The following is a 22,561-nucleotide window of genomic DNA, read 5'->3' as shown; positions in this document are numbered from 1 at the left end:
AGCAGTAAAGGGAGCGTCCCGGACATCCGGAACGCTCCCTTTTCTGTTCTCTTTTCTGCCCTGCTCCGTGGTCTACGGTGTCTGGGCGTCTACTTCCAGGTAGATGCCCGCCATCCAGGATTCGACGTCGGCGGCTTTCCGCGGCAGGGCGGCGCTGAGGTTGACCGGGCCGTCGGCGGTCATGAGGATGTCATCCTCGATCCGGACGCCGATGCCGCGGTATTCCTCGGGGATGCCGATGTCCTCGTTCTTGAAGTACAGGCCGGGTTCGATCGTGAAGACCATGCCGGGCGTGAGCACGCCGTCGAGGTAGAGTTCCCGTTTCGCCTGGGCGCAGTCGTGGACGTCGAGGCCGAGGTGGTGGCTCGTGCCGTGCGGCATCCAGCGGCGGTGCTGCTGGCCTTCGGGGCTGATGGCTTCCTCCACGGAGACCGGCAGGAGGCCCCATTCGGCGAGCCGTTCGGCCAGCACCGTGGTGGCCGCCGTGTGGATGTCCCGGAACCGGGTCCCGGGCTGGGCGGCGGCAAAGCCGGCGTCGGCGGCGTCGAGCACTGCCTCGTAGACCTTCCGCTGGATTTCGGAGAACTGGCCGTTGGCCGGCAGGGTGCGGGTGACGTCCGCCGTGTACAGGGAGTCGGCTTCCACGCCCGCGTCCAGGAGCAGGAGCTCCCCGGCATTGACCCTGCCGGTGTTCCGCGTCCAGTGCAGCACAGTGGCGTTGTTGCCGGAGGCGGCGATGGTGTCGTAGCCGAGCTCGTTGCCTTCCTCGCGGGCACGGGCAAAGAACGCCCCCTCCACGACGCGCTCGCCGCGCTCGTGGGTCAGCGCCCGCGGCAGTGCCTTCACGACCTCCGTGAATCCTGCCACGGTGGAGTCGACGGCGACCTTCATCTGTTCGATTTCCCACTCGTCCTTGAGCAGACGGAGTTCGGAGAGGGCCTCGGCGAGCTTGTCGTCCAAGGCGTCCAGGACGCTCAGGTCCAGGTTGTCCGGATCCTTGGCCGTGTTGTAGCGGGCGGTGTCCACGAGGGCGTCGATGTTCTCGTCAACCTTGCGGACCAGCCTTACGGAGATGCCGCCGATCTCCGGAGCGCCGACGTTCTTGGTGATGGCCAGTTCGAGTTCCCGGATGTCCGCGGTGTCCAGTCCAAGCCTGGCCTTGAATTCGGCGAGGGTGGGGCGGGCACCGATCCAGAATTCGCCGGAGCGGGAGTCGGCGTAAAACTGCTCGGTGTCGCGGCCGGCCAGCGGCCGGAAGTACAGCGTGGCGTGGTGGTTTCCGCCGTCGTCGCCCGCGCCCTCCGCCACCGGCTCCAGGATCAGGACCGCATCCGGTTCGTGGTCCAGGCCGAGGCCGGTGAGGTGCGCGAAGGCCGAGTGCGGCCGGAAGCGGTAATCGCAGTCGTTCGAACGGACCTTCAGCGGGCCTGCGGGGATGACCAGGCGTTCACCTTTGAACTGCACTGAAATGGCGCGCCGCCGGGCTGCGGCGTGGCCTGCGACGGCGTCCCGTTCGGGGAGCTGCTGCGTGGCCGGTGCCCAGTTGCTGGCCATAAAGGCCTTGAAGGCATCGGAGCTGGGACGCTGAGAGCGGTTGTTGACGCGCTCTTCGAGGGGCTGGGAAGCGGAGACTTGGGTGCTATCTGCATCGTTCACGGTCCCATCGTCTCACCAGCGCCGCGGCTTAGGCCAACGGCGCGCCCCGTGCCCAGGCGACGGGTCAGGACGCGGGTCAGGACGCGGGCGGGCTTTGGATCCGGGCATCTACTAGGCTGGTGAGGTGAGGATTGACCTGCATGCGCACTCGAACGTTTCCGACGGCACCCAGGCGCCGGCCGACGTCATGGAGTCCGCCGCAGCTGCGGGGCTCGACGTCGTCGCCCTGACGGACCACGACTCTACCGACGGGTGGGTGGAGGCTGCCGCCGCGGCCCGGAAATCAGGCGTGGCCCTGGTCCCCGGTATGGAGATCTCCTGCCGGACCGCCGAAGGCATCAGCGTCCACCTGCTGAGCTACCTCCACGACCCCGCCCACCCGGGGCTGCTCGAGGAAATCACCAAGGCCAAGGACGCCCGGCACACGCGGGCCCAAAAGATGGTCACTCTGCTGTCCGAGGACTATCCGCTGACCTGGGACGACGTGATCCACCATGTCGCCCCTGGCGCCACCCTCGGCCGTCCGCATATCGCCGACGCGCTCGTCGCCGCAGGTGTGGTGGAGGACCGGACCGAGGCCTTCAGCTCCATCCTCACCTCGCGTTCGCGCTACTGGGTCCAGCACTACGCGCCGGAGCCGGCGATCGCCGTCGAACTGGTCCGTGCAGCCGGCGGGGTTCCGGTCTTTGCGCACCCCGTTGCGTCTGCCCGCGGCCGGATCGTGGGGGAGGAGACCTACCGGGAGATGATCGACGCCGGGCTGGCCGGGCTGGAAATCTATCACCGCGACAACCCGGAGGAGGGCCGGACGTTCCTCCGCCGCCTGGCCGAACGGTACGGCCTGCTGGTCACCGGCTCGTCCGACTACCACGGCGCCGGGAAGCCGAACCTGCTGGGGGAGAACCTGACCTCGGCGGAGGTCCTGGCCCGGATCGAGGAACTCGGCACCGGCTCATCCGTGGTCCGCTGACCCCGCTGACGGAGCAGAAGGCCGCCCGCCCCCCGTTGCGCTATCAGTTTTGGTCCCCATCAGGCCGGAATAGCCGCCACAAGTGATAGCGCAACGGGGTGGAGGAGCTAGGCGGGCGGTGGGGCGGTGAAGGTGGCGTGCCGGGCCAGGCGCTTGGACATGACGTCGACGGCGGCCTGGTTCTGGTCCACGCACACGAATTTCCGGTCCAGTTTCGCGGCTACGGCGCCGAGCGTGCCGGAGCCGGCGAAGAAGTCCAGGCACCAGTCGCCGGGCCGGCTCGACGCCGCGACCACGCGCCGGATCAGGCCCTCGGGTTTTTGCGTCGGGTAGCCGGTTTTCTCCCGGCCGGTGGGGGAGACGATCGTGTGCCACCACACGTCCGTGGGGAGCTTGCCGAGCTCGCGCTTGGCGGGGGTGACGAGCCCGGGCGCCATGTACGGCTCACGGTCCACCTCGGCGCTGTCGAAGTGATACTTCGCCGGGTTCTTGACGTAGACGAGGATGTTGTCGTGCTTCGTGGGCCAGCGGTACTTGGCCCGCGCACCGTAGTCGTAGGCCCAAATGATCTCGTTCAGGAAGCACTCACGGCCGAAGATCGCGTCCAGCATGACCTTCGCGTAGTGCACCTCGCGGTAGTCCAGGTGCAGGTACAGAGTCCCGTCATCGGCGAGGAGCCGCCAGGCCTCCACGAGCCGGGGCTCGAGGAAGGACCAGTAATCGCTGAAGGCGTCGTCGTAGCTGTGCAGTGCGCCCTTGATGGTGTCGTAGGACCTGCCCTTGAACCCCACCCGGTCGCCCTCGCCCCCGGCATTGAGCACCATTTTAGTTTCCTGGCGCCGTTGGACCCGCCCGGTGTTGAATGGCGGGTCCACGTAAATCAGTGTGAAGGCGCCGTCCGGCAGCGTGGGGAGGTACTCCGCGTTGTCCGCGTGAACCACCAGGTTGCTGCCGTCCGGCGCCCAGACGGTGTCAGTCATCGTCAGGGATTAGGCCTCGGCGCCGCTCGGCTGCGCGTCGCCGCCGGCCACCACCTCGCCGTTACGGCGGCGAGTGCGGGTGCGCCGGCGGGCACGGGTTGCCCGGTCGACCTCAGTCGGAGCCTTCGACGGCGCAGCGCCTGCGGCAGCGTCCGGGCCCTGACCGCCGGCGGCGGAGGCCGCGGCTGGTACCTCGGTGCTGGCGCCGGCGTCGGCGGGACGGCGACGGCGGCCGCCGGACCGTCCGCCGGCCTCGGAGCCGCTGCGGCGCGCGTCGCGGCCACCGGTGCGGCTGCCTTCGCGGGTTCCTTCGCGACCGCTGCTGCGGCTGCTGTCACGTCCGGTGTCCTTTGCGCCGGCGCGCGGGGTCTTCTTGCCGGTCTCGCCCAGGTCTTCGAGGACTTCGGCATCGACGCCGGCCAGCACGCGCTTGTCGCGGGGCAGGCGGCCCTTGGTGCCTTCGGGAATGTCCAGTTCCTCAAAGAGGTGCGGCGAGGAGGAGTACGTCTCCACCGGCTCGGGGACGCTCAGGCCCAGGGCCTTGTTGATCAGGCCCCAGCGCGGCATGTCGTCCCAGTCGACAAACGTCACGGCGGTGCCCTTGTTGCCGGCGCGGCCGGTGCGGCCGACGCGGTGCAGGTAGATCTTCTCGTCTTCAACGCACTGGTAGTTGATGACGTGCGTGACGTCGTCGACGTCGATCCCGCGGGCGGCGACGTCGGTGGCCACGAGGACGTCGACCTTGTTGTTGCGGAAGGCACGCAGTGCCTGTTCACGGGCGCCCTGGCCGAGGTCGCCGTGGATAGCGGCCGCTGCGAAGCCGCGGTCCACGAGTTCCTCCGCCACCTTCGCGGCGGTGCGCTTGGTCTTGGTGAAGATGATGGTGCGGCCGCGTCCGCGGGCCTGCAGGATGCGGGCGACTACCTCCACCTTGTCCATGCTGTGGGCACGGTAGATCAGCTGGCGGATGTCGCGCTTGGTCAGGCCTTCGTCGTCCGGGTCCGCGGCGCGGATGTGGGTCGGCTGGCTCATATAGCGGCGGGCCATGGCGATGACCGGGCCGGGCATGGTGGCCGAGAACAGCAGCGTCTGGCGGACGGCCGGGGTGGCGGCGATCAGCGTTTCGACGTCGGGCAGGAACCCGAGGTCCAGCATTTCGTCGGCCTCGTCGAGGATGACGATCTTGACGTTTTTCAGGCTCAGGTGCTTCTGCTTGTAGAGGTCAATCAGGCGCCCGGGGGTGCCGACGACAACTTCGACGCCGTTCTTCAGCGCCTCGACCTGCGGCTCGTAGGCCCGGCCGCCGTAGATGGTGGCGATACGGGCGTTGCGCTTGCGGGCAGCGGTCTCGAGGTCGGCGGCCACCTGGACGGCGAGTTCGCGGGTGGGCACGATCACGAGGGCCTGCGGGGCGCCCGGAACGGCCAGCTTCTCGAACCCCGCGTCGTCACGGCCGACGACGCGCTGCAGCGCCGGGATGCCGAAGCCAAGGGTTTTGCCGGTACCGGTCTTGGCCTGGCCGATGATGTCATGACCGGACAGCGCGACCGGCAGCGTCATTGCCTGGATCGGGAAAGGGTGGGTGATGCCGGCGTCGGCAAGGGACGCGACGATGTCGGCGCGGACGTTGTAGTCGGCAAACGTCTTTTCGGCAATCTCGTGCGGTTTTTCGTCTGAGATGATGGTTTCTTCAGGCTCGATGGTCTCCGTGCCGGACTCATCGGTCAGAAGCTGGTGCGTGTGCAATTCACTCACAGGGGAGTTTCCTTATTCATTTGGGCTGCGCTGCTTGCTCAACGGGCCGGCCGTGGTGGCCGTTCCGGAGCACGCTCGGGCGCGCAAGCAAGTCCAGTGGAAGCCGATCGCGGGCTATCTAAATGCTGGCACTGGGGACCAGCGGGTGTATCTCAAGATCGCGTAGGGGCGGGCTTGTTGAATTCGAAAATCATGGAAATCAACGACCGGGCATCCATTTCTACCTCTCCAGTCTAGCTGTACGGGGCCCGGATCCTCGACTTGGGCCCAACCGCGCCGCCGGAGCGCCCCTGCCGCGGTGCGTCAGCCCACGAGTTCGAGTCGGATTTCGCGTGTGGCGATGTCCGAAGCCACCACCCGGACCCGGACCTGCGTGCCTGGTTCGAGCTCGCCGGGGCACCGGGCGGTCACCGCGGGCTCGGCGATCTGGACCATCCCGGACGGCCCGTTCCCGTTGCCGTTGGCCTTCCCGGACATCCCCCCGTTCCCGTTGCCGTTGCTGCCGCCATTGCTGCCCTTGGCCGGCTTCGGGCCGGAGAGGACGACGGCGTCGAATTCCTGGCCGATGTGGTTGACCAGCAGCGCTGCCTCCACGGTGTCCAGGGCGAGCCGCTCCAGCTTGGCGGCCAGTTGGTCCGACGTTGCCATGATGGCCGGAAGGGACGGCAGGGCCGCCCGCGCCCAGGCCGGAACCTCGGTGCCGTTGCTCAGGGCCTCGCAGATCACCAGCACGAACCGGTCAACCAGCCGACGCAGCGGCGCCGTGGAATGGGCGTACGCCGCGCCGATGGCGGACTGGACGGCGGCTTGCGGCACGGTGCCGTCGAAGTGCGTGTAACCGGCGCCGCGGAAGAGCATGCCGGCAGAATGCACGATGGCCAGCTGCCGGGGATCCATGGGATCCAGGGTCCGCAGGTATTCGCCGTAGCGCATCTCTCCGTCCCAGGGCTTGCCGAGTGCGTGGGTCTGGCGGTGGAAGTGGCGCAGTGACGCCTCATCCGGGGCGGGCATGGTGCGCAGGATACCGACCTTGCCCTGGAGCATCAGCCGCGCGGCCGCCATCCCGGTCATGAGCGAAATCTGGGCGTTCCAGTCCTCCACCGGCAGCGGCGGGACCGCCACAATCCGGTAGCCGCCGTCGGGCAGCTGCTGGATCTCCTGTTCCGGCATGTTCAGGCTCGCACCGCCGCGGAGCCGTTCCAGTTCCACCCGCTTGATGCCCACCTCCTTTAAGAGCTGCAGCACGGGCGCCGCGGTGCCGGCGTCGAGCTCTGCCTGCACACCCTTGTAGCTGAGCTTCGCGCGGCTGCGGACCTGCGCGCGCCGCACGAGCACCGAGGTCACCTCCGCCGCGGCGTCGAGGTCGAACTCCCAGACGAACGCGGCGCACAGCTGGTCCGCCAGGAGGCTGCCTGCGGCTTCGCTGATGACCTCGGGATGCAGCGGGATCCGCCCGTCCGGCGTGTAGAAAGTCTGGCCGCGGCGGCGGGTCTCGGCGTCGAGGGCCCCGCCCGGGGCGACAAACGAGGGAACGTCCGCGATGGCATACAAGACCTTGTAGCCGCCGTCGGAGCGCTCAATGTGCAGCGCCTGGTCCAGGTCGGTGGAGGATGCCGGATCGATGGTCACGAACTCGACATGCGTCAAATCCAGGTCCGGAAGCTTGTGCTCGGCGACCGCCGCCTCCGCGTCGCGGAGCACGTCCTGGGGGAACGGGCCCGGCAGCTCGAGCTCGGTGCGCAGCGCCTTGAGCGCTCCGGCGAGCTGGTTCTTTTGCTCGTGAACGCTCGGGGTCAGGCGATGATGGGACACGAAAATCAGGTTAGCCCGATTTCCGCCAATAGTCTTGGATCAGGAGCCCGGTCCCGGACGGCGCCCGCCAAACCTGCTCAGGAATCAGCGGCGTCCAGTGCCGCCAGCAGTGCGCCGGCGGCATGGGCCGGATCATCCGCGTCCGTAATGGCCCTGACCACGACGATCCGCCGGGCCCCGGCGTCGACCACCTGCTCCACGTTCCCGAGGTCGATCCCGCCGATGGCGAACCAGGGCACGACGCCCTCGACCTTCCCGGTCCCCTCCGCGTCCGCCCGGCTGATCGCCTGCGCGGCGTAACGCACCAGGTCGAGGCCGACGGCGGCACGTCCGGGCTTGGTGGGAGTGGCCCATACGGGTCCCACGCAGAAGTAGTCGAGGCCTTTGCGGCCCGGCGAGGATGCGATGGCGGCGTCCACCTGCTCCGGGCTGTGCGTGGACAGGCCGACCACGGTGTGCTTGCCGAGCAGGCCGCGGGCCGCGGCGAGGGAAATGTCCTTCTGCCCGATGTGGAACACCGGCGCGCCGGACAGCGATGCAATGTCCGCACGGTCATTGACGGCCCACAGCCGGCCGTGGCGCGCCGCCGCGGCGTGCAGAACCTCCAGGAGCTCCAGCTCCTCGGCCGCCTCGAGCGACTTGTCGCGCAGCTGGATGATGTCCACGCCGCCGGCGAAGGCGGCGTCCACGAAGTCTGCGAAGTCACCGCGGTCGCGCCTGGCGTCGGTGCACAGGTAGAGGCGGGCAGTCGTGTGGAGGGTGTCCTGGCTCATGGCACCAGCCTAGTTCCTCTAAACTGGGCGAATACCGCGGGAGCCCCCGCAGCGCCCATGTCGGCGCTGCGCGGCTGAGAGGGCGTCAGAGCCGACCGCTTGACCTGATCCGGCTAGTACCGGCGTAGGGAAGGAATTTTTCATGGGCGCAAGAGCCAGCCATGAAGCCGAAGCCGCAAATGGCGCCGCCTCCCGGGATTGTGGCGGCAGGCGGGGCAGCTGCGAGGACAGCACCCCGGAGGACATCAGCGCCGCAGGGGACATCACCGCCGACGTTGCCGTGATCGGCGGCGGCGTGATCGGCCACGGGATTGCCTTCGAGGCCAGCCGTGCCGGCCGGTCCGTGGTCCTGATAGATGACGCACCGGGCAGCGGAGCCAGCTGGGCCGCGGCCGGCATGCTGGCCCCCGTCAGCGAACTGCACTACCAGGAGGAACAGCTCCTGGAGCTGATGCTGGAGTCCTCCCGGCTCTGGCCAGGCTTCGCAGCAGCGATCGACGCCGGCGCCGCCTGCGTAAAAACCGGTCCCGCCGGAACGGCATCCGGGGCCGGTACCGGCTACCTGACGACGCCGACCCTCGCCGTCGGGGCCGACGCCGCGGACCGGCGCGCGCTCACTGACCTCAGGCAGGCCCAGCAGGCCTGCGGCCTCACCGTGGAACCCCTGACAGTGCGCGAGGCACGCGGCCGCGAGCCGTTGCTGAGCCCCGGCATCTCCTGTGCCTTCGACATCCCTGCCGACCACCAGGTGGACCCGAGACTGCTGATCGCCCGGCTCGCCGAATTGCTCGACGCCGAGGGCAACAGCTGCGTCCGCCGGCGCGCGGCCGGGCTGCTGTGGGAAGACGGCCGCGTCGCCGGGGTCCGGCTGGCCGGCGGCGGTTCCGTGCGGGCCGCGGAAACCGTGGTCGCCAACGGGCTTGGCGCCTCCGCGCTCGACGGGCTGCCCCCGGAACTGGTGCTGCCGCTGCGGCCGGTCTACGGTGACATCCTCCGGCTCCGTGTGCCCGGGCACCTGCGGCCGCTGCTCACGGCCACTGTGCGTGGCATGGTGCGCGGCGTGCCGGTGTACATCGTGCCCCGGCAGGACGGCACGGTGGTAATTGGTGCCACCCAGCGCGAGGACGGCCCGGCCGATCCGAACGCCGTGTCCGCCGGCGGCATCTACCAGCTGCTCCGCGACGCGCAGCAGCTGGTGCCCGCGGTGGCGGAGCTGGAACTGCTCGAAGCCACGGCGCGGGCCCGGCCCGGCACGCCGGACAACGCCCCGCTGCTGGGGCGGGTCGCGGCAGCGGACGGCGGGGACGTGCCGGGGCTCATCATCGCCACAGGTTTCTTCCGGCACGGCGTGCAGCTGACCCCCGCTGCGGCCGCCGTCTCCCGGCAGCTCATGGACGGTACAGCCGACCCGCGCTGGGACGGATTCCGTCCTGACCGTTTTTCCCGCGTCCCCGGTACGTCCGGTGACAGCCACAACAAGGAAGCAGCATGAACATCAGACTCAACGGAACGGAGCAGAGCGTCGTCGACGGCGCCTCCGTCAGCACGCTCGTCAGCCAGCTCACCGGCCGGAGCATCGGTCCCGACGGCCGGGCCGCCGACGGGCTCAAGCTTGGAGTCGCGGTGGCCCGCAACGCCGAAGTGGTGCCCCGCAGCCAGTGGCACGCCACCGCGCTCGCCGACGGCGACGACGTCGAACTTGTCACGGCAGTCCAGGGAGGATGACCGGCATGAACGAGACAACCCTGAATCCAGCCGCCCCGGACGTTGTTGCCGCCGCTGCGGCCGCCGGGGCGCCGGCCGATCCTTTCGTGGTCGACGGCGTGACGCTCGGCTCCCGCCTCATCATGGGCACCGGCGGCGCGCCGAGCCTGGACGGACTGGGGGCGGCGCTCGTGGCCTCCGGGACGGAACTGACCACTGTGGCGATGCGCCGGTACTCGCCGGCGGAGACGGGCTCACTGTTCCAGCTGCTCGTGGACCACAACATCAGGGTGCTGCCCAACACGGCCGGCTGCTTCACCGCCAGAGACGCCGTCCTCACCGCAGAGCTGGCCCGGGAGGCCCTCGAAACGGACTGGGTCAAGCTTGAAGTCATCGCCGACGAGCACACCCTGCTGCCGGACGCCGTCGAACTCGTGGAAGCAACGGAGCAACTCGTGGCGCGCGGCTTCAAGGTCTTCGCCTACACCAACGACGACCCCGTGCTGGCCCTCCGGCTGGAAAACCTCGGGGCGACGGCCGTGATGCCGCTGGGCGCGCCGATCGGCACCGGCCTGGGCATCCTGAACCCGCACAACATCGAACTGATTGTCGCGCGGGCATCCGTGCCCGTGGTGCTCGACGCCGGAATCGGCACTGCCTCGGACGCGGCGCTGGCGATGGAACTCGGCTGCGACGCGGTGCTGCTGGCCACTGCCGTGACCCGGGCCCAGGATCCCGCGCTGATGGGAGAGGCCTTCAAACACGCCGTCCTGGCCGGTAGGCTGGCAAAAAAAGCGGGCAGAATCCCGCGTCGCGAACACGCGTTGGCGTCCTCGGCCATGGAAGGCAGGGCCGAGTTCCTTTAGGCCGACGGGCCGTGTGATTCGGTCGGTTGGTGCGGCCGGTTGATCCGGCCACAGAGCACGTCACATAGCAAGGAGCCTCCAGTGGCAGCCACGGACCCCGTCCTCACCCGGCCGCAGATCGACGACGCCCTCGCGGGTCTCCCGGACTGGAGGTACCGGCTGGGCGGGCTGGTGACGGTGTATAAAACAGCGACGTCGGCGGCGGCGCTGGAGCTGATCGCCGCCGTCGGGCGCGTCGCCGAGGAACTGGACCACCACCCTGACCTGGACTGGCGCTACAACCGGGTGTTCCTGCGATTCACCTCGCACGACGCCGGTTCGGAGGTCACAGCCCGGGACGTCCGTGCGGCGACGGCGGCCACCGCCGCCGCCGCGGAGGCCGGCGCCGCCGCGGAGCCGGGGCTGTACCGGTCGGTCGAGATCGGCATCGATACGGATGACCCCGCGGCGATTTCGGAGGTCTGGCGGGTGGCCCTCGGTTATCGAAAGGGCAGGTTCGGGGATCTTGTGGACCCCTACGGGCGCGGGCCCGGGCTTTGGTTCCAGGAAACCAGCACGCCGAACGTCAACCGCCTCCACCTGGACGTCCACCGGAGCAAGGCCGAATCCGCCGTCGTTTTGGACAAGACGGCGGCCACGGGGGCGTTAATGAACCGTGACCACGCACCCGACTGGGTGGTGGTCACGGATGCGCAGGGAAACCGGCTGTGCCTGTGCACCGAGGAAAACCACGAGCCGGACCTTCCGGAACAGGCGCCGCAGGGCTGATCCCTAGAGCGGGTTGACCGCTAGAGCCTCAGGATGGCGGTGAGCTTTTCGGTGTCCTGCCGGGTCCGGGTCTTGCCGAGATAACCCGCGGCTGCGACGGCGGCTGCCGAGCCCAGGAGCATCGGCAGGATCCACGGAATCCACGTCAGGCCCGGCTGGTAGCCGAACCCGGCCGCCATGAAGATGATCCAGCTCAGCATGCCGACGAAGGCGGCGACCCCCGCCGGGACGCTGATGCCGTATTTCGTGTGCCGCTTGTCGTTGGCCCACACCACAAAGCCCGCAGCAACGGTCACCAGGGCGACCACAATCAGGGAAAGCATTCAGGGCACCTCGCGATAGGGAAGGAAACGACTCAAAGAAACGGCTGCGGAGTTGGGCGGAGGCCGGACTAGAGGGCGCCGAAGCCGACGCGCCGTGCTTCTTCCGCCCCGATTTCCACGTAGCCCAGAACACTGGCGGGGACGATCACCAGGCGGCCCTTGTCGTCCTTCAGTCGCAGTTCGCTGCCCTTGGCGATCGCCTCGCCCACTACCTTGGCGACGGCGTCGGCGTCCTGGGCCGATTCGAGCACAATTTCGCGGCCAACGTTCTGAATACCAATCTTTACTTCCACAGCAAGGCCTCCCAGCCAGTCAACGTCTAAGAAATGTCTGTCAATCTCTATTTGTAGCCTAGGTCTCCTTGGGGAAGCGGGAGATTCCGCGCCAAGCTAAACGGTAGATGAGGTCGCTGGCCACATCGAGATCCAGGTTTCCGTCCGTTTCCAGCCAGTACCGCGCGCTTACCTGGGCCAGTCCGGCGAGTCCGCGGCCCAGTAGCTGCGCCTCCAGCTCCGGCAGCTTGGTGTCTTCCGCGATAACGCGAGCGACGGCGTCGGCGAAGGTCTTGTTGAATGCTTCCAGCCGGGCACTGACGTCGACGTCGTTGATCAGGTCCGACTCGAAGACGAGCCGGTGCGCCTGGTCATCATTGGCGATGAACCGGAAGTAGGCCCGCATGACCGCCTGGACGCGCTCGTCGTTGTCGGTGGTGGAATTCAGGGCGCCCAGCAGGAGGTCGATCAGCGTGCTGAGATGGCTGTCCAGCAAAGCCAGGTACAGGTCCCGCTTTGACGGGAAATGCTGGTATAGCACCGGCTTGCTGACGTGGGCGGTCTCGGCGATCTCATCCATGGCGGCACCGTGGTAGCCATTGGCCACGAAGACTTCATGCGCGGCTGCCAGGAGCTGCGCCCGTCGTTCGTCACGGGGTAGGCGTGCTGAGCGCTGACCGCTCCTGGTCTGCCCGGCCGACCGCTTGCCGGTCTCGTCCCGCTCCAACGGCGCCTGATGGACCACTGTCGGCCTTCTTTCCCTCTTCGCACGATTGCATGTATGTGAGATTCCACGGCATTACGGAACTGGATAACAGTGCAAATCTCAACACCAGTGCAAATCCCAGCACCGTTGCAAGCCCCAATAACAGCGCAAAACTTAACAACAGTGCAGACTCAACGATATTGCACTGAACCCCACTCTACGCGCGGGTAATATGACCTGGCAGTATCTTCGGGCATAGATTGAAGTATGGCTTCCAAGTTCACCGCAACAGCCGCCCCCGCAACCGCCGAGCCGCAGCGTGATCCGCGGCCCGGGCCGCTGGTTGACCCGGCGCCGGACCTTAGCCCCGACGAGATGGAACGCTATTCACGCCACCTCATCATTCCGGAGATCGGCGCGGTCGGCCAGCGCCGGCTCAAGAACGCCAAAGTCCTGGTGATCGGCGCCGGGGGCCTCGGTTCTCCCGCGCTGCTTTACCTCGCCGCCGCCGGGGTGGGCACCCTGGGCATCGTCGATGACGACGACGTCGACCTGAGCAACCTTCAACGGCAAATCATCCATGGCGTCGCAGACGTGGGCCGGCCCAAGATCGAGTCCGCCCGCGATGCGATCTCGGCGCTGAACCCGCTCGTGGACGTCCGGCTCCACAATGTCCGCCTCGACGCGTCCAACGCCCTGGAACTCTTTGCCGGCTACGATCTCATCCTCGATGGCGCAGACAACTTCGCCACCCGCTACCTCGTCAACGACGCCGCCGCGATCCTCGGCAAGCCGTACGTCTGGGGATCGATCTTCCGCTTCGACGGCCAGGTCAGCGTCTTTTGGGAACAGCACGGGCCCACCTACCGGGACCTTTACCCGGAAGCCCCGCCGGCCGGATCCGTGCCCTCCTGCGGTGAAGGCGGCGTGTTCGGCATGCTGTGTGCCGCCGTCGGATCGATGATGGTGACCGAGGCCGTCAAACTGATCACCGGTGTCGGGCGGTCCCTGCTGGGAAGGCTGGCGCTCTATGACGCGCTGGGCGGTACCTGGCGCGAGATCAAAGTGACCCGGGACCCTGCGGCCGAGCGGATCACGGAACTTACCGACTACGAGGCGTTTTGCGGCATTGCCCCCGTGGCTGACGCCGGAACCGAACACACCGTGACGGCTACCCAGCTCGCCACCATGCTTGCCTCGCGCAAGGCAGGACTTCGGGACTTCCACCTCGTGGACGTCCGGGAGAGCGGAGAATACGACATTGTCCATATCGACGGATCGGTGCTGATCCCGCAGGGCCGCATCCTGGCCGGGGAAGCGTGGCAGGATCTTCCCCAGGATGCCGACATCGTCTTCCACTGCAAGGCCGGCACACGGTCGGCCGCCGTCCTGTCCGCTGCCCGCGCCGCCGGGTACGAGCGCGTCAGCCACCTCGACGGCGGCATCCTCGCCTGGGTCCGCGACGTGGAACCCGGGAAGCCGGTGTACTGAGGGTCTGGGTGTGCGGAGGGTCTAGATGAGTCCCGCGCGGCTTTGGGCCTACGCGGTTTCGCGGATGTCGCCGGCGGGGCCGGGGTTGGCCGGCGCATGCTCCACGGGGCAGGCAGCCTCGGAACCCGCGGGACCCAAGGCGCCCGCGGCGGGGGAGGGCTCAACCGTGATGCCATAGAGCGCCTCAAGGCCGGCGACGTAGTCGTCTTGCTGTCCGTTGGCGGCCAGTTCCCGCGCCCGGACGGTGGGGATGTGGAGCAGTTGCTTCACCATGCGGCGCAGGGCGAATTCGACCTCCTCGGCGGCAGCGGTGCAGCCATGCCGGGCACGGACCTTTTCCATTTCCGCGTCCAGGACGTTCATCGTGTGGCGGCGCAGGGCCACTATCGCCGAGTCCACGGAGCGTGCCTCGCGCTCCTGCTCGAAAGCGCTGGCCGCGCCGGACACAATGGCGCTGGCCTGCGCGAGTGACTCGGCCTGCTCCTGAGGAGCGGCGAGCCGGACGGATTCCAGCGTGAGGAGCTCAACGCCTTCGAGCTCGCCCACTGCGGGGTCGAAGTCGTGGGTCAGAGCGAGGTCGATCGCGATGAGCGGCTGGGGAGCCGTGGCCCGGATCCGGGCGAGGTCCTCGGCTTCAACCCTGCTGTCCGAACCGCTGCAGCCGATCATCACATCGGCTGCAGCAATGGCGCCCGGAAGAGTGTCCTCGTCCAGTGCCGTGCCACCCCGGGTGGCGACGAAGCCGGGTGCCCGGCCGGAGGAGGAATAGACAGAAACGTCCGTGCAGCCGCGTTCGCGCAGCAGCGACATGGTGGCGCCGGCGTACGCGCCGGTTCCGAAGACGACGGCCTTCTTGGTGGACCAGTCCGGGTTTTCCGACAGGTCAGTGGCCAGATCCAGCGCCACGGAGACGATGGAGAGGCCCCGGGATCCGAGTGCCGTCTGCGCGCCGACGTCCTTGGCGGTCTTGGACGCGGCCTGAAACAGCCGCACCAGGCCGGAACTGGCCGTGCCCTCGTGCTGGGCCGTGATCAGGGCGCGGCGGACCTGACCGGCGATTTCGCGTTCGCCCACGACGGCCGAGTCCAGCCCGGAACTGACCGCGAAGAGATGCTGGCTGACCTCGGCGCCCGTGCGGGTACTGAAAGCCCGCGAGACGAGCTGGTCACCCAGTCCGCTTGCTCCGCTGATCTGGGTAATCAGGGCCGCCCGGGCCGCGTCGACCGCATCCGGATGGGGGGCTTCACCGTAGATTTCAAAGCGGTTGCAGGTAGAAAGGACAACGGCACCCGCCACAGCCGGCGATCCGGCGAGGGCGGACGTGGCAAGCCCGGAAGCGCCGGTGCTCAGTTGAGCAACGGTTTCGAGGTCGATGTCGGCGTGTGTAGCCACCAATGAGAAAAGAACCACAGCACGACCATCATAGCTTTTTCGCGTCCGCGTAGAACAACTATCGGACGTGGCCTCAGGCACCCTGGTCCGTGATCCCCGCCACGCCGCTTCGCCGGACGGGGCGGCTGACAGGCTGTCGTTATCTTTTGGGCACAAATTTGGGCACAATCGAAGTCATGACTCGAAGCTCTGCGGCAAGTGCCGGCGCCACAAATTTCAGCCCGTCCGAACGCGGCAACGGCGCAGCAGCAAGCGGCGCGGACGGCCTCGACGCCGGACACCCGCTGATGGACGGCCGGACCGCAGGCTCCCCGCTGATCGCCGCGTACCGCGGTGGCAAGCCTTCCCGCCGTCCCGTCTGGTTCATGCGCCAGGCCGGCCGCTCGCTGCCCGAATACCTCAAGGTCCGGGAAGGCGTGGCCATGCTGGACTCGTGCCTCCGGCCGGAACTGGCTTCGGAGATCACCCTGCAGCCGGTCCGCCGCCACGACGTTGATGCCGCCATCTTCTTTTCCGACATCGTCATCCCACTCAAACTGGCCGGCGTCGGCGTGGACATCGTGCCGGGCGTCGGCCCCGTCCTGGACGTGCCGGTCCGCACGGCCGCGGACGTCGCCGCCCTGCCGCGCCTGACGTGGGAGGCCCTGGAACCCATCCGCGAAGCCGTCCGGCTGACAGTGGCCGAGCTTGGCAGCACCCCACTGATCGGCTTCGCCGGCGCGCCGTTTACCCTCGCCGCGTACATGGTGGAAGGCAAACCCTCCCGCGACCACCTTGGCCCCCGCACCATGATGCACGCCGATCCGGAAACCTGGACAGCGCTGGCCAACTGGGCCGCCGACGCCTCCGGCATGTTCCTTCGGGCGCAGCTGGAAGCCGGCGCCTCTGCCGGCCAGCTCTTTGACTCCTGGGCCGGTTCGCTGGGCCTGGCCGACTACCAGCGCTATGTGGCGCCGGCTTCCTCCCGTGCCTTGGACCATGTCCGCCACCTCGGCGCACCGCTCATCCACTTCGGCACGGGCACCTCGGAGCTGCTCGTCGCCATGCGCGACGTCGGCGTCGACGTCGTGGGGGTCGACTACCGGCTGCCGCTGGACGAAGCTAACCGCCGCCTGGGCGGGAGCGTTCCGCTGCAGGGCAACATCGACCCCGCGCTGCTCGCGGCACCCTGGGAAATCCTGGAAGCGCATGTCCGCGACGTGATCGCGGCCGGCTCGGCGGCGCCCGGCCACGTCCTGAACCTTGGCCACGGCGTGCCCCCGGAAACCGACCCCGAGGTGCTGACGCGCGTCGTCGAACTCATCCACTCCATCTCCCCGGAGTAGGGGCATGAACGCAGGCGCCGCCGCAACACCCGCGCCGGGCGCCTCGGCTGGCACCGGAGGGCCGGGGACGGCCGTGGTGATCGGGGGAGGCATCTCGGGCCTGCTGGCGGCCCGGGAGTTCGCCCGGGCCGGCGTCCACACCACAGTCCTTGAAGCCACCGATGCCTGGGGCGGCTGCGTCGGCAGCCACACCGTGGCCGGACTGACCCTGGACAGCGGGGCGGAGTCCTTCGCCACCCGCACCTCCGCGGTAGCCGACCTGGCCGCAGAGTTGGGGCTCGACGGCGAGATCGTCGCGCCGAATCCCGGCGGCGCCTGGGTCCAACTGCCCGACGGCCCGCGCGAACTGCCCAAGACCGGGGTGCTGGGCATCCCGGCCAACCCTTGGGACCCGGAAGTCCGCCGTTCCCTTGGCCTGCTTGGCTGCCTCCGCGCCTCCGTTGACGCCGCCCTGCCGGCCAGGCTGGGCACCGCTGCCGGGGTCACGAGTGTGGCGTCGCTGGTGCGGCGACGAATGGGCAGGCGGGTGCTGGACCGGCTCGTGGCCCCGGTGGTTGGCGGCGTCCACTCTGCCGATCCCGCAGTGCTGGACGTCGACATGGTGGCCCCCGGACTGCGGGCCGGCATCCGCCAGCACGGCTCGCTCGCCGCCGCCGTCGCTGCCCAGCGCAGGGGAGCGGCGGCCCAAACAGCCGGGCCCTCGGGCCCCGCACCCGGACGGACCGCCGGGCTGCAAAAGGCCGGCTCCTCCGTCGCCGGCCTGCGTGGCGGGATACACACCCTCGTGACAGCACTGCTGGCCGACCTGCGCCGGCAGGGCGTCACCCTGCTCGGCGGCACCCGTGCCCGGTCCGTGCAGCGCACGGCAACCGGCTGGCACGTCACTACGGACGGGGCCACGTACGACGCCGGCCTGCTGGCGGTTGCGGTCGAGGGGCCGGCCGCCGTCGGGCTGCTCGAAGGTTCCCTGCAGGACATCGCTGACCTGCGCCCGGACCCCGGACCCGACGTCAGCCTGGTCACCCTCGTGGTGGACCTCCCGGCGCTGGATGCGGCGCCGCGCGGCACCGGCGTGCTCGTCGCGCCGCAGAGTCCCGGCGTGCAGGCCAAGGCCCTGACGCACGGCACCGCCAAGTGGGCCTGGCTGGCCGAGCGGACCGGACCGGGCAGGCATGTCCTCCGGCTCTCTTACGGCCGCGCAGAAGGCCCAGGCGCCGCACCGAAATCCCGCAAGGGTGGGGCGGCCGCGGTGCCGCGCTCGGACGAGGAACTGTTCCGCGCAGCGCTCGCCGACGCCTCCGCCCTGCTCTCGGTCCCCGTCACCGCCGGGGATGTGGTGGGCTGGGACGTGGTTCGCTGGGCCGGGGCGCTGCCCTTTGCCTCCCTCGGGCACAAACAGCGCGTCGCCGCTGTCCGCAGCGCCTGTGCTGCCGACGGAACGCTCGCCGTCGTGGGCGGATGGCTGTCCGGCAACGGCCTGGCCGCGATCGTCGCTGACACCGCGCCGCACATCCGACCGCTGCTGGCCTGAGCGGCGCCTCCAGGATCTCCCAGGCCCAGTGGAACTGGCCTAGGGAGCTCTGAGTCATGCCTCCGTAGGGCGGTTTGCCCGCCACCGGAACCCCCAGGAGTCACATCAATCACATAGGCCCCAGCGGCCTCCCCGTCCCTGCAATCACGTCGGCCGCGGGCCGCTATTCCCCGGTTTCCAGCCGGTTTTTCATGCCACCCGATTCCCGCTAGGCTCGATAATCATGTTTATTTTCAGGTCCAACGCGGCAACAAAGAAGATCGGACGCGATAGGGGCCTTCGGCGCGGAGCAGCAGCCGCCGCGCTAGGGGCAGTTCTGGCTGTGACGGCAGGGGTTCCCGCCGCGCACGCATCCACGGGACTGTCGGCGGCGGCGTCCACCCCGCGGTCCGCCCAGGGCTCTCTCACTCTCAGCCTGGACAACGTGCTGGACACGCTGTTCGGCTCCTCGCACACACCGAGTCCGTCGCCGTCCTCCGGATCCAGCGCGCCGACTCAGGCGCCGGTCCGCACCAGCACCCCGGAGCCCACGAGCCCCGAGTCCGGCAGGACCAGTGAACCCAGCGATCCGGAACCCAGCGACCCTGAGCCCAGCGACCCTGAGCCGACCGATCCTGAGCCGAGCAGACCCACGAGCCCCGAGCCCACCACTCCGCGCACCAGCAACCCGCCGTCCGCCACCCCGTCGGGCACCCCGACTGCCAACCGTGCCCAGCCCTCCGCGCCGCAAAGCCCCGGCACGACGCCTGCCGCCCCGGCGCCGGGCGCGTCCGCGAACGGAACCGCGCCGGCTTCGTCCGCTCCGGGTACCGGAGGGGCCCCCGGCCAATCCGGCACGGGCGGCGCCAGCCCGGCGGTGGAGCCGCAGTCCGGAGAGGCGGCTCCCGCAGGAACCGGCGCGCCGGCGTCGCCGTCGGGTGCTGCAACCTCTTCCCCTGGCGGTTCAACCAGGACCGCGGCCGTCAAGGGCCACTCCGGCAGCACGTCGCTGCAGGCCTCGGAGGTGGAACCCGAGGGGATGTCTCCGCTGATTGGCTGGGGCATCGGCCTGGTGGCACTGTCGGCCGGAGCCGGCGTCGCCGTTGTGCGGATGCGCAGGAGCTGACGCCCCCGCCGGATGGCGAGCCCGGGCATGTGAAATCGAGCACTTCTACGTCTTGTAGAACTGCTTTATTTCGACTTAGCTGAACAGAGGAGGCAGACTGGTATGCATGAGCCACACTTCTGCCGAATCTGTCACTAAAACCGGAATGCCCACCCCCGGAGAGTCAGTCGCCGGGGCATCGGCGCCCCAGGATTCAACCGAGCAGTTCTTCACCCTGTGGACCGTTTTCAAGCGGTCCGCTGACGTCGCCCGCGATGCCGAAGCAGCCGAGGACTTCGAGTCCCTTCTGGCACGTCTGGCCGGCGACGGCGTGGTCCACCGCGGCAGCTACGACGTTTCCGCCATGCGCGCGGACGCCGACATCATGGTCTGGCTGCACGGGCCGAAGCCCGAGGCCCTGCAGCGGGCGGTCCGGGACATCCGCCGCAGCAAGCTCTTCACCGGCACCGAGATCGTCTGGTCCGCCATGGGCGTGCACCGCGAGGCGGAATTCGCCAAGAACCACACGCCGGCGTACTCCCGTGGAGTGGAACCGGCCGAGTGGCTGTGTGTCTACCCGTTCGTCCGCTCCTACGAGTGGTACCTCCTGCCGGACGCCGAGCGAGGCGCGATGCTCCGCGACCACGGCCTCCTGGGCCGCGATTTCCCGCAGGTCATCTCCAATACCGTCTCTTCCTTCGCGTTGGGCGACTGGGAATGGATCCTGGGCCTGGAGGCACCCGAGCTCGTGGACCTCGTGGACCTGATGCGGCACCTGCGCGCTACCGAAGCGCGCCACCACGTCCGCGAGGAAGTCCCCTTCTACACCGGCCGGCGCGTGAGTGCCGCCGAGGTCGCGGAGGTCCTTGCATGAGCCCCCTGGATCCCCGAGAGAACGCCGCCGCTGTCACGGCCGTGAATCCCGTCACTGAAGCCGGCCGGATGGCTCCGAAGGAATACGACGCCGTCCTCCTCGCCTCCTTCGGCGGTCCGGAAGGACAGGAAGACGTCATCCCGTTCCTGCGCAACGTCACCCGGGGCCGCGGCATCCCGGACGAGCGGCTAGAAGAGGTCTCGCACCACTACCGCGCCAACGGCGGCATCAGTCCCATCAACGGGCAGAACCGCGCGTTCAAGGCCGCAATGGAGGCCGAGCTCGCGGCCCGCGGCATCGAGCTGCCGGTCTTTTGGGGCAACCGGAACTGGGACCCCTTCATCCCGCAGACGCTCCAGGAGATGTACGACGCCGGGCACCGCAAGGTCCTCATGATCACCACGAGCGCGTATTCCTGCTACTCCAGCTGCCGGCAGTACCGTGAGGACATCGGCGTGGCGCTGACCGATTCAGGGCTGGACGGGAAACTCGAAGTGGACAAGGTGCGCCAGTACTTTGACCACCCAGGCTTTGTGGAGCCTTTCGTTGAGGGCACCGCCGCCGGCCTGGCCGAGGTCCGCGCCCGGCTCGCCGCAGCCGGCATCGCCGATGCCCCGGTCCACATCCTGTTCGCCACGCACTCCATCCCGACCCGTGACGCCGAGGCCGCCGGCCGCTCCGAGGGCGAGCCCCGCCGCTTCGAGGAAGACTCCGCCTACGTGGCCCAGCACCTGGCCGCGGGAGCCGAGGTCATCCGTCGTGTTGAAGCCGAGGCTGGGCTGACCGCCCCGTGGTCCCTCGTCTACCAGTCCCGGTCCGGCGCCCCGCACGTGCCGTGGCTGGAACCCGACATCAACGACGCCATCGAGGACCTCGCCGGCCAGGGCGTCAAGGGCGTCGTGATTGTGCCGCTGGGCTTCGTCAGCGACCACATGGAAGTTGTGTGGGACCTGGACACCGAGGCGCTGGAGACGTGCGCCAAGCTGGGCATCATGGCCACCCGTGTCCCCACGCCCGGAACGCACCGCAAGTTCGTGGCCGGTGTGGTGGACTTGATCTGCGAGCGGACCGCGGCGAACAACATCGCCGACCGGCCGCACCTGACCACGCTCGGCCCCTGGTTCGACGTCTGCCGGCCAGGCTGCTGCGCCAACTTCCGCGGCGAAAAGCCCACCATCGCGGGCGCGGACACAAGCGTCGGGACTGGACACGATCCCTACCCGGCCGCGGCACCCGCGGCCGCGGATATGACGGCCCCGGCAACCGGACGGGCGACGCTGTGACCGTCCGGATCGGAACCCGCGCCAGCACGCTGGCCCTCACCCAGACCCAGCAGGCCGCGGACCAGCTGGCCGCCCTCGGTGGCTTCGCCGTGGAGCTCGTCCACATCCGGACCGACGGCGACGTCCTCACCGGCTCGCTGTCCCAAATGGGCGGCACGGGAGTGTTCGTGGCGGCGCTGCGCGACGCCCTGCTCCGGGACGTGTGTGATGTGGCGGTGCATTCGCTCAAGGACCTGCCCACCGGACCGGCTCTCGGGTTGACCCTCGCCGCGACGCCCAAGCGCGTCGACGTCCGCGACGTCCTCTGCGCCCGGGACGGCCTGAAACTCGCGGACCTTCCCGCGGGGGCCACTGTCGGCACCGGTTCCCCGCGCCGCGCGGCCCAGCTGCGCGCCGCCCGGCCCGACCTAAAAATCCGGGATATCCGCGGCAACGTCGACACCCGGCTCGGACGGGTCCCCGGACTGCCCGGCAACCCGACCGACGCCGTCGTGGACGGCAAATCCTGCGATCTCGACGCCGTTGTCCTCGCCGCCGCCGGCCTGCACCGGATCGGCCGGCTCGACGCGGTCAGCGAGTACCTCGAGACGGACATCATGCTGCCCGCTGCGGGGCAGGGGTCCCTGGCGATCGAATGCCGTACGGCCGACGCGCCGCGCAAAGCAGGGTCCACCGAAGGGTCCGAGGGCGTCCTCGCCCAGGCCCTCGCAGCCCTCGACGACCCCGATACCCGGCTCGCCGTCACCGCAGAACGGGCCCTCCTGGCCCGCCTCGAGGCCGGCTGCGCCGCCCCGGTGGGCGCCTACGCCTACCGCAAGGGAAGCATGCTGCACCTCGAAGCCGTGGTCTGCGCCGTGGACGGCACAGCAAGCGTCCGGGAACGGAAGGCGACCGACGGCCTCACCGAGGTCGGGGCGACCCTGCTGGGAATCGAGCTGGCCGAGGTCCTGCTGGCCCAAGGCGCCGCGGACATCGCGGACCTGACCGCTTCCTGAA

At 69.0% G+C, this 22,561-nt stretch carries 21 protein-coding genes and 1 riboswitch; of the genes, 11 read left to right on the top strand and 10 right to left on the bottom strand.

Annotated elements, in window-relative coordinates:
* Positions 1–72 precede the first annotated feature (72 nt).
* On the bottom strand, positions 73–1,656 hold the full coding sequence (locus BM372_RS00770) for an aminopeptidase P family protein (RefSeq protein WP_090950557.1): 1,584 nt from the start codon (positions 1,654–1,656) through the stop codon (positions 73–75).
* Positions 1,657–1,780: 124 nt separating this feature from the next.
* Between BM372_RS00770 and BM372_RS00765 the strand changes: the two genes are divergently transcribed.
* Positions 1,781–2,626, top strand: a complete 846-nt coding sequence (locus BM372_RS00765; RefSeq protein WP_090950554.1) for a PHP domain-containing protein — start codon at positions 1,781–1,783, stop codon at positions 2,624–2,626.
* Between the two features lie 107 nt (positions 2,627–2,733).
* Here the strand turns inward: BM372_RS00765 and BM372_RS00760 are convergent, their stop codons facing one another.
* From BM372_RS00760 to thiE, 4 genes are all read right to left on the bottom strand, one after another.
* Positions 2,734–3,606 carry a DNA-methyltransferase gene (locus BM372_RS00760; protein WP_090950552.1) on the bottom strand — a complete coding sequence of 291 codons (873 nt, stop codon included), beginning with the start codon at positions 3,604–3,606 and terminating at the stop codon, positions 2,734–2,736.
* 9 nt (positions 3,607–3,615) lie between these two features.
* Positions 3,616–5,361 (bottom strand): DEAD/DEAH box helicase, encoded by a 1,746-nt coding sequence (locus BM372_RS00755; protein ID WP_090950549.1) that lies wholly within the window; start codon positions 5,359–5,361, stop codon positions 3,616–3,618.
* Positions 5,362–5,664: 303 nt separating this feature from the next.
* Positions 5,665–7,173 (bottom strand): RNB domain-containing ribonuclease, encoded by a 1,509-nt coding sequence (locus BM372_RS00750; RefSeq protein WP_090950547.1) that lies wholly within the window; start codon positions 7,171–7,173, stop codon positions 5,665–5,667.
* 77 nt (positions 7,174–7,250) lie between these two features.
* Entirely contained in the window at positions 7,251–7,946 is a 696-nt protein-coding gene (gene thiE, locus BM372_RS00745) for a thiamine phosphate synthase (protein WP_090950544.1), read from the bottom strand.
* Positions 7,947–7,972: 26 nt separating this feature from the next.
* A riboswitch (TPP riboswitch) is annotated at positions 7,973–8,095 on the top strand.
* Here thiE and thiO point away from each other — a divergent pair.
* From thiO to BM372_RS00725, 4 genes are all read left to right on the top strand, one after another.
* Positions 8,089–9,438 carry a glycine oxidase ThiO gene (gene thiO, locus BM372_RS00740; protein ID WP_090950542.1) on the top strand — a complete coding sequence of 450 codons (1,350 nt, stop codon included), beginning with the start codon at positions 8,089–8,091 and terminating at the stop codon, positions 9,436–9,438. (Overlaps the previous riboswitch by 7 nt.)
* Positions 9,435–9,671: a sulfur carrier protein ThiS gene (gene thiS, locus BM372_RS00735; RefSeq protein WP_090950541.1), complete on the top strand. Its 237-nt coding sequence runs from the start codon at positions 9,435–9,437 to the stop codon at positions 9,669–9,671. Before thiO ends, thiS begins: the two co-directional genes overlap by 4 nt.
* 5 nt (positions 9,672–9,676) lie before the next feature.
* Positions 9,677–10,516, top strand: coding sequence for a thiazole synthase (locus BM372_RS00730; RefSeq protein ID WP_256213973.1), 840 nt, complete (start codon positions 9,677–9,679; stop codon positions 10,514–10,516).
* A gap of 81 nt (positions 10,517–10,597) precedes the next feature.
* Positions 10,598–11,284, top strand: a complete 687-nt coding sequence (locus BM372_RS00725; RefSeq protein WP_090950538.1) for a 4a-hydroxytetrahydrobiopterin dehydratase — start codon at positions 10,598–10,600, stop codon at positions 11,282–11,284.
* A gap of 20 nt (positions 11,285–11,304) precedes the next feature.
* Here BM372_RS00725 and BM372_RS00720 read toward each other — a convergent pair whose 3' ends face one another.
* The 3 genes from BM372_RS00720 to BM372_RS00710 all read right to left on the bottom strand — a co-directional run bounded on the left by BM372_RS00720 (position 11,305) and on the right by BM372_RS00710 (position 12,606).
* The gene (locus tag BM372_RS00720; RefSeq protein ID WP_090950536.1) at positions 11,305–11,607 is read right to left on the bottom strand and encodes a hypothetical protein; all 303 of its coding nucleotides are present in this window, start codon (positions 11,605–11,607) and stop codon (positions 11,305–11,307) included.
* 68 nt (positions 11,608–11,675) lie between these two features.
* Positions 11,676–11,900 (bottom strand): DUF3107 domain-containing protein, encoded by a 225-nt coding sequence (locus BM372_RS00715; RefSeq protein ID WP_090950532.1) that lies wholly within the window; start codon positions 11,898–11,900, stop codon positions 11,676–11,678.
* A gap of 58 nt (positions 11,901–11,958) precedes the next feature.
* A complete protein-coding gene (locus tag BM372_RS00710; protein WP_090952816.1) occupies positions 11,959–12,606 on the bottom strand; it encodes a TetR/AcrR family transcriptional regulator in 648 nt (215 codons plus the stop codon).
* Between the two features lie 246 nt (positions 12,607–12,852).
* Here BM372_RS00710 and moeB point away from each other — a divergent pair, with 246 nt between their 5' ends.
* Positions 12,853–14,076, top strand: a complete 1,224-nt coding sequence (moeB, locus tag BM372_RS00705; RefSeq protein ID WP_256213972.1) for a molybdopterin-synthase adenylyltransferase MoeB — start codon at positions 12,853–12,855, stop codon at positions 14,074–14,076.
* A gap of 48 nt (positions 14,077–14,124) precedes the next feature.
* On the opposite strand, the gene BM372_RS00700 is transcribed toward moeB, so the two are convergent.
* Entirely contained in the window at positions 14,125–15,486 is a 1,362-nt protein-coding gene (locus tag BM372_RS00700; RefSeq protein WP_090950529.1) for a glutamyl-tRNA reductase, read from the bottom strand.
* 158 nt (positions 15,487–15,644) lie between these two features.
* Here BM372_RS00700 and hemE point away from each other — a divergent pair, with 158 nt between their 5' ends.
* On the top strand, positions 15,645–16,793 hold the full coding sequence (gene hemE / locus BM372_RS00695) for a uroporphyrinogen decarboxylase (RefSeq protein WP_090950528.1): 1,149 nt from the start codon (positions 15,645–15,647) through the stop codon (positions 16,791–16,793).
* 4 nt (positions 16,794–16,797) lie between these two features.
* The gene (hemG, locus tag BM372_RS00690) at positions 16,798–18,324 is read left to right on the top strand and encodes a protoporphyrinogen oxidase (protein WP_090950526.1); all 1,527 of its coding nucleotides are present in this window, start codon (positions 16,798–16,800) and stop codon (positions 18,322–18,324) included.
* A 495-nt stretch (positions 18,325–18,819) separates the two neighbouring features.
* On the opposite strand, the gene BM372_RS00685 is transcribed toward hemG, so the two are convergent.
* On the bottom strand, positions 18,820–19,368 hold the full coding sequence (locus BM372_RS00685) for a hypothetical protein (protein WP_143111404.1): 549 nt from the start codon (positions 19,366–19,368) through the stop codon (positions 18,820–18,822).
* A 167-nt stretch (positions 19,369–19,535) separates the two neighbouring features.
* On the opposite strand from BM372_RS00685, the gene hemQ reads away from it, so the two are divergent.
* From hemQ to hemC, 3 genes are read left to right on the top strand one after another with little or no spacing between them, the layout of a single operon-like run.
* Entirely contained in the window at positions 19,536–20,282 is a 747-nt protein-coding gene (gene hemQ / locus BM372_RS00680) for a hydrogen peroxide-dependent heme synthase (RefSeq protein WP_090950523.1), read from the top strand.
* Positions 20,279–21,565: a ferrochelatase gene (locus BM372_RS00675; RefSeq protein ID WP_090950521.1), complete on the top strand. Its 1,287-nt coding sequence runs from the start codon at positions 20,279–20,281 to the stop codon at positions 21,563–21,565. Before hemQ ends, BM372_RS00675 begins: the two co-directional genes overlap by 4 nt.
* On the top strand, positions 21,562–22,560 hold the full coding sequence (gene hemC / locus BM372_RS00670) for a hydroxymethylbilane synthase (protein WP_090950519.1): 999 nt from the start codon (positions 21,562–21,564) through the stop codon (positions 22,558–22,560). The genes BM372_RS00675 and hemC overlap by 4 nt, the downstream gene beginning before the upstream one ends.
* Position 22,561: the final 1 nt, after the last annotated feature.

Origin of the sequence: Arthrobacter sp. ov118, from assembly GCF_900116495.1 — a bacterium.
Lineage (GTDB): Bacteria > Actinomycetota > Actinomycetes > Actinomycetales > Micrococcaceae > Arthrobacter.
Note: the sequence above shows the minus strand (reverse complement) of the source record. Positions and strands in the feature narration are given on the sequence as shown.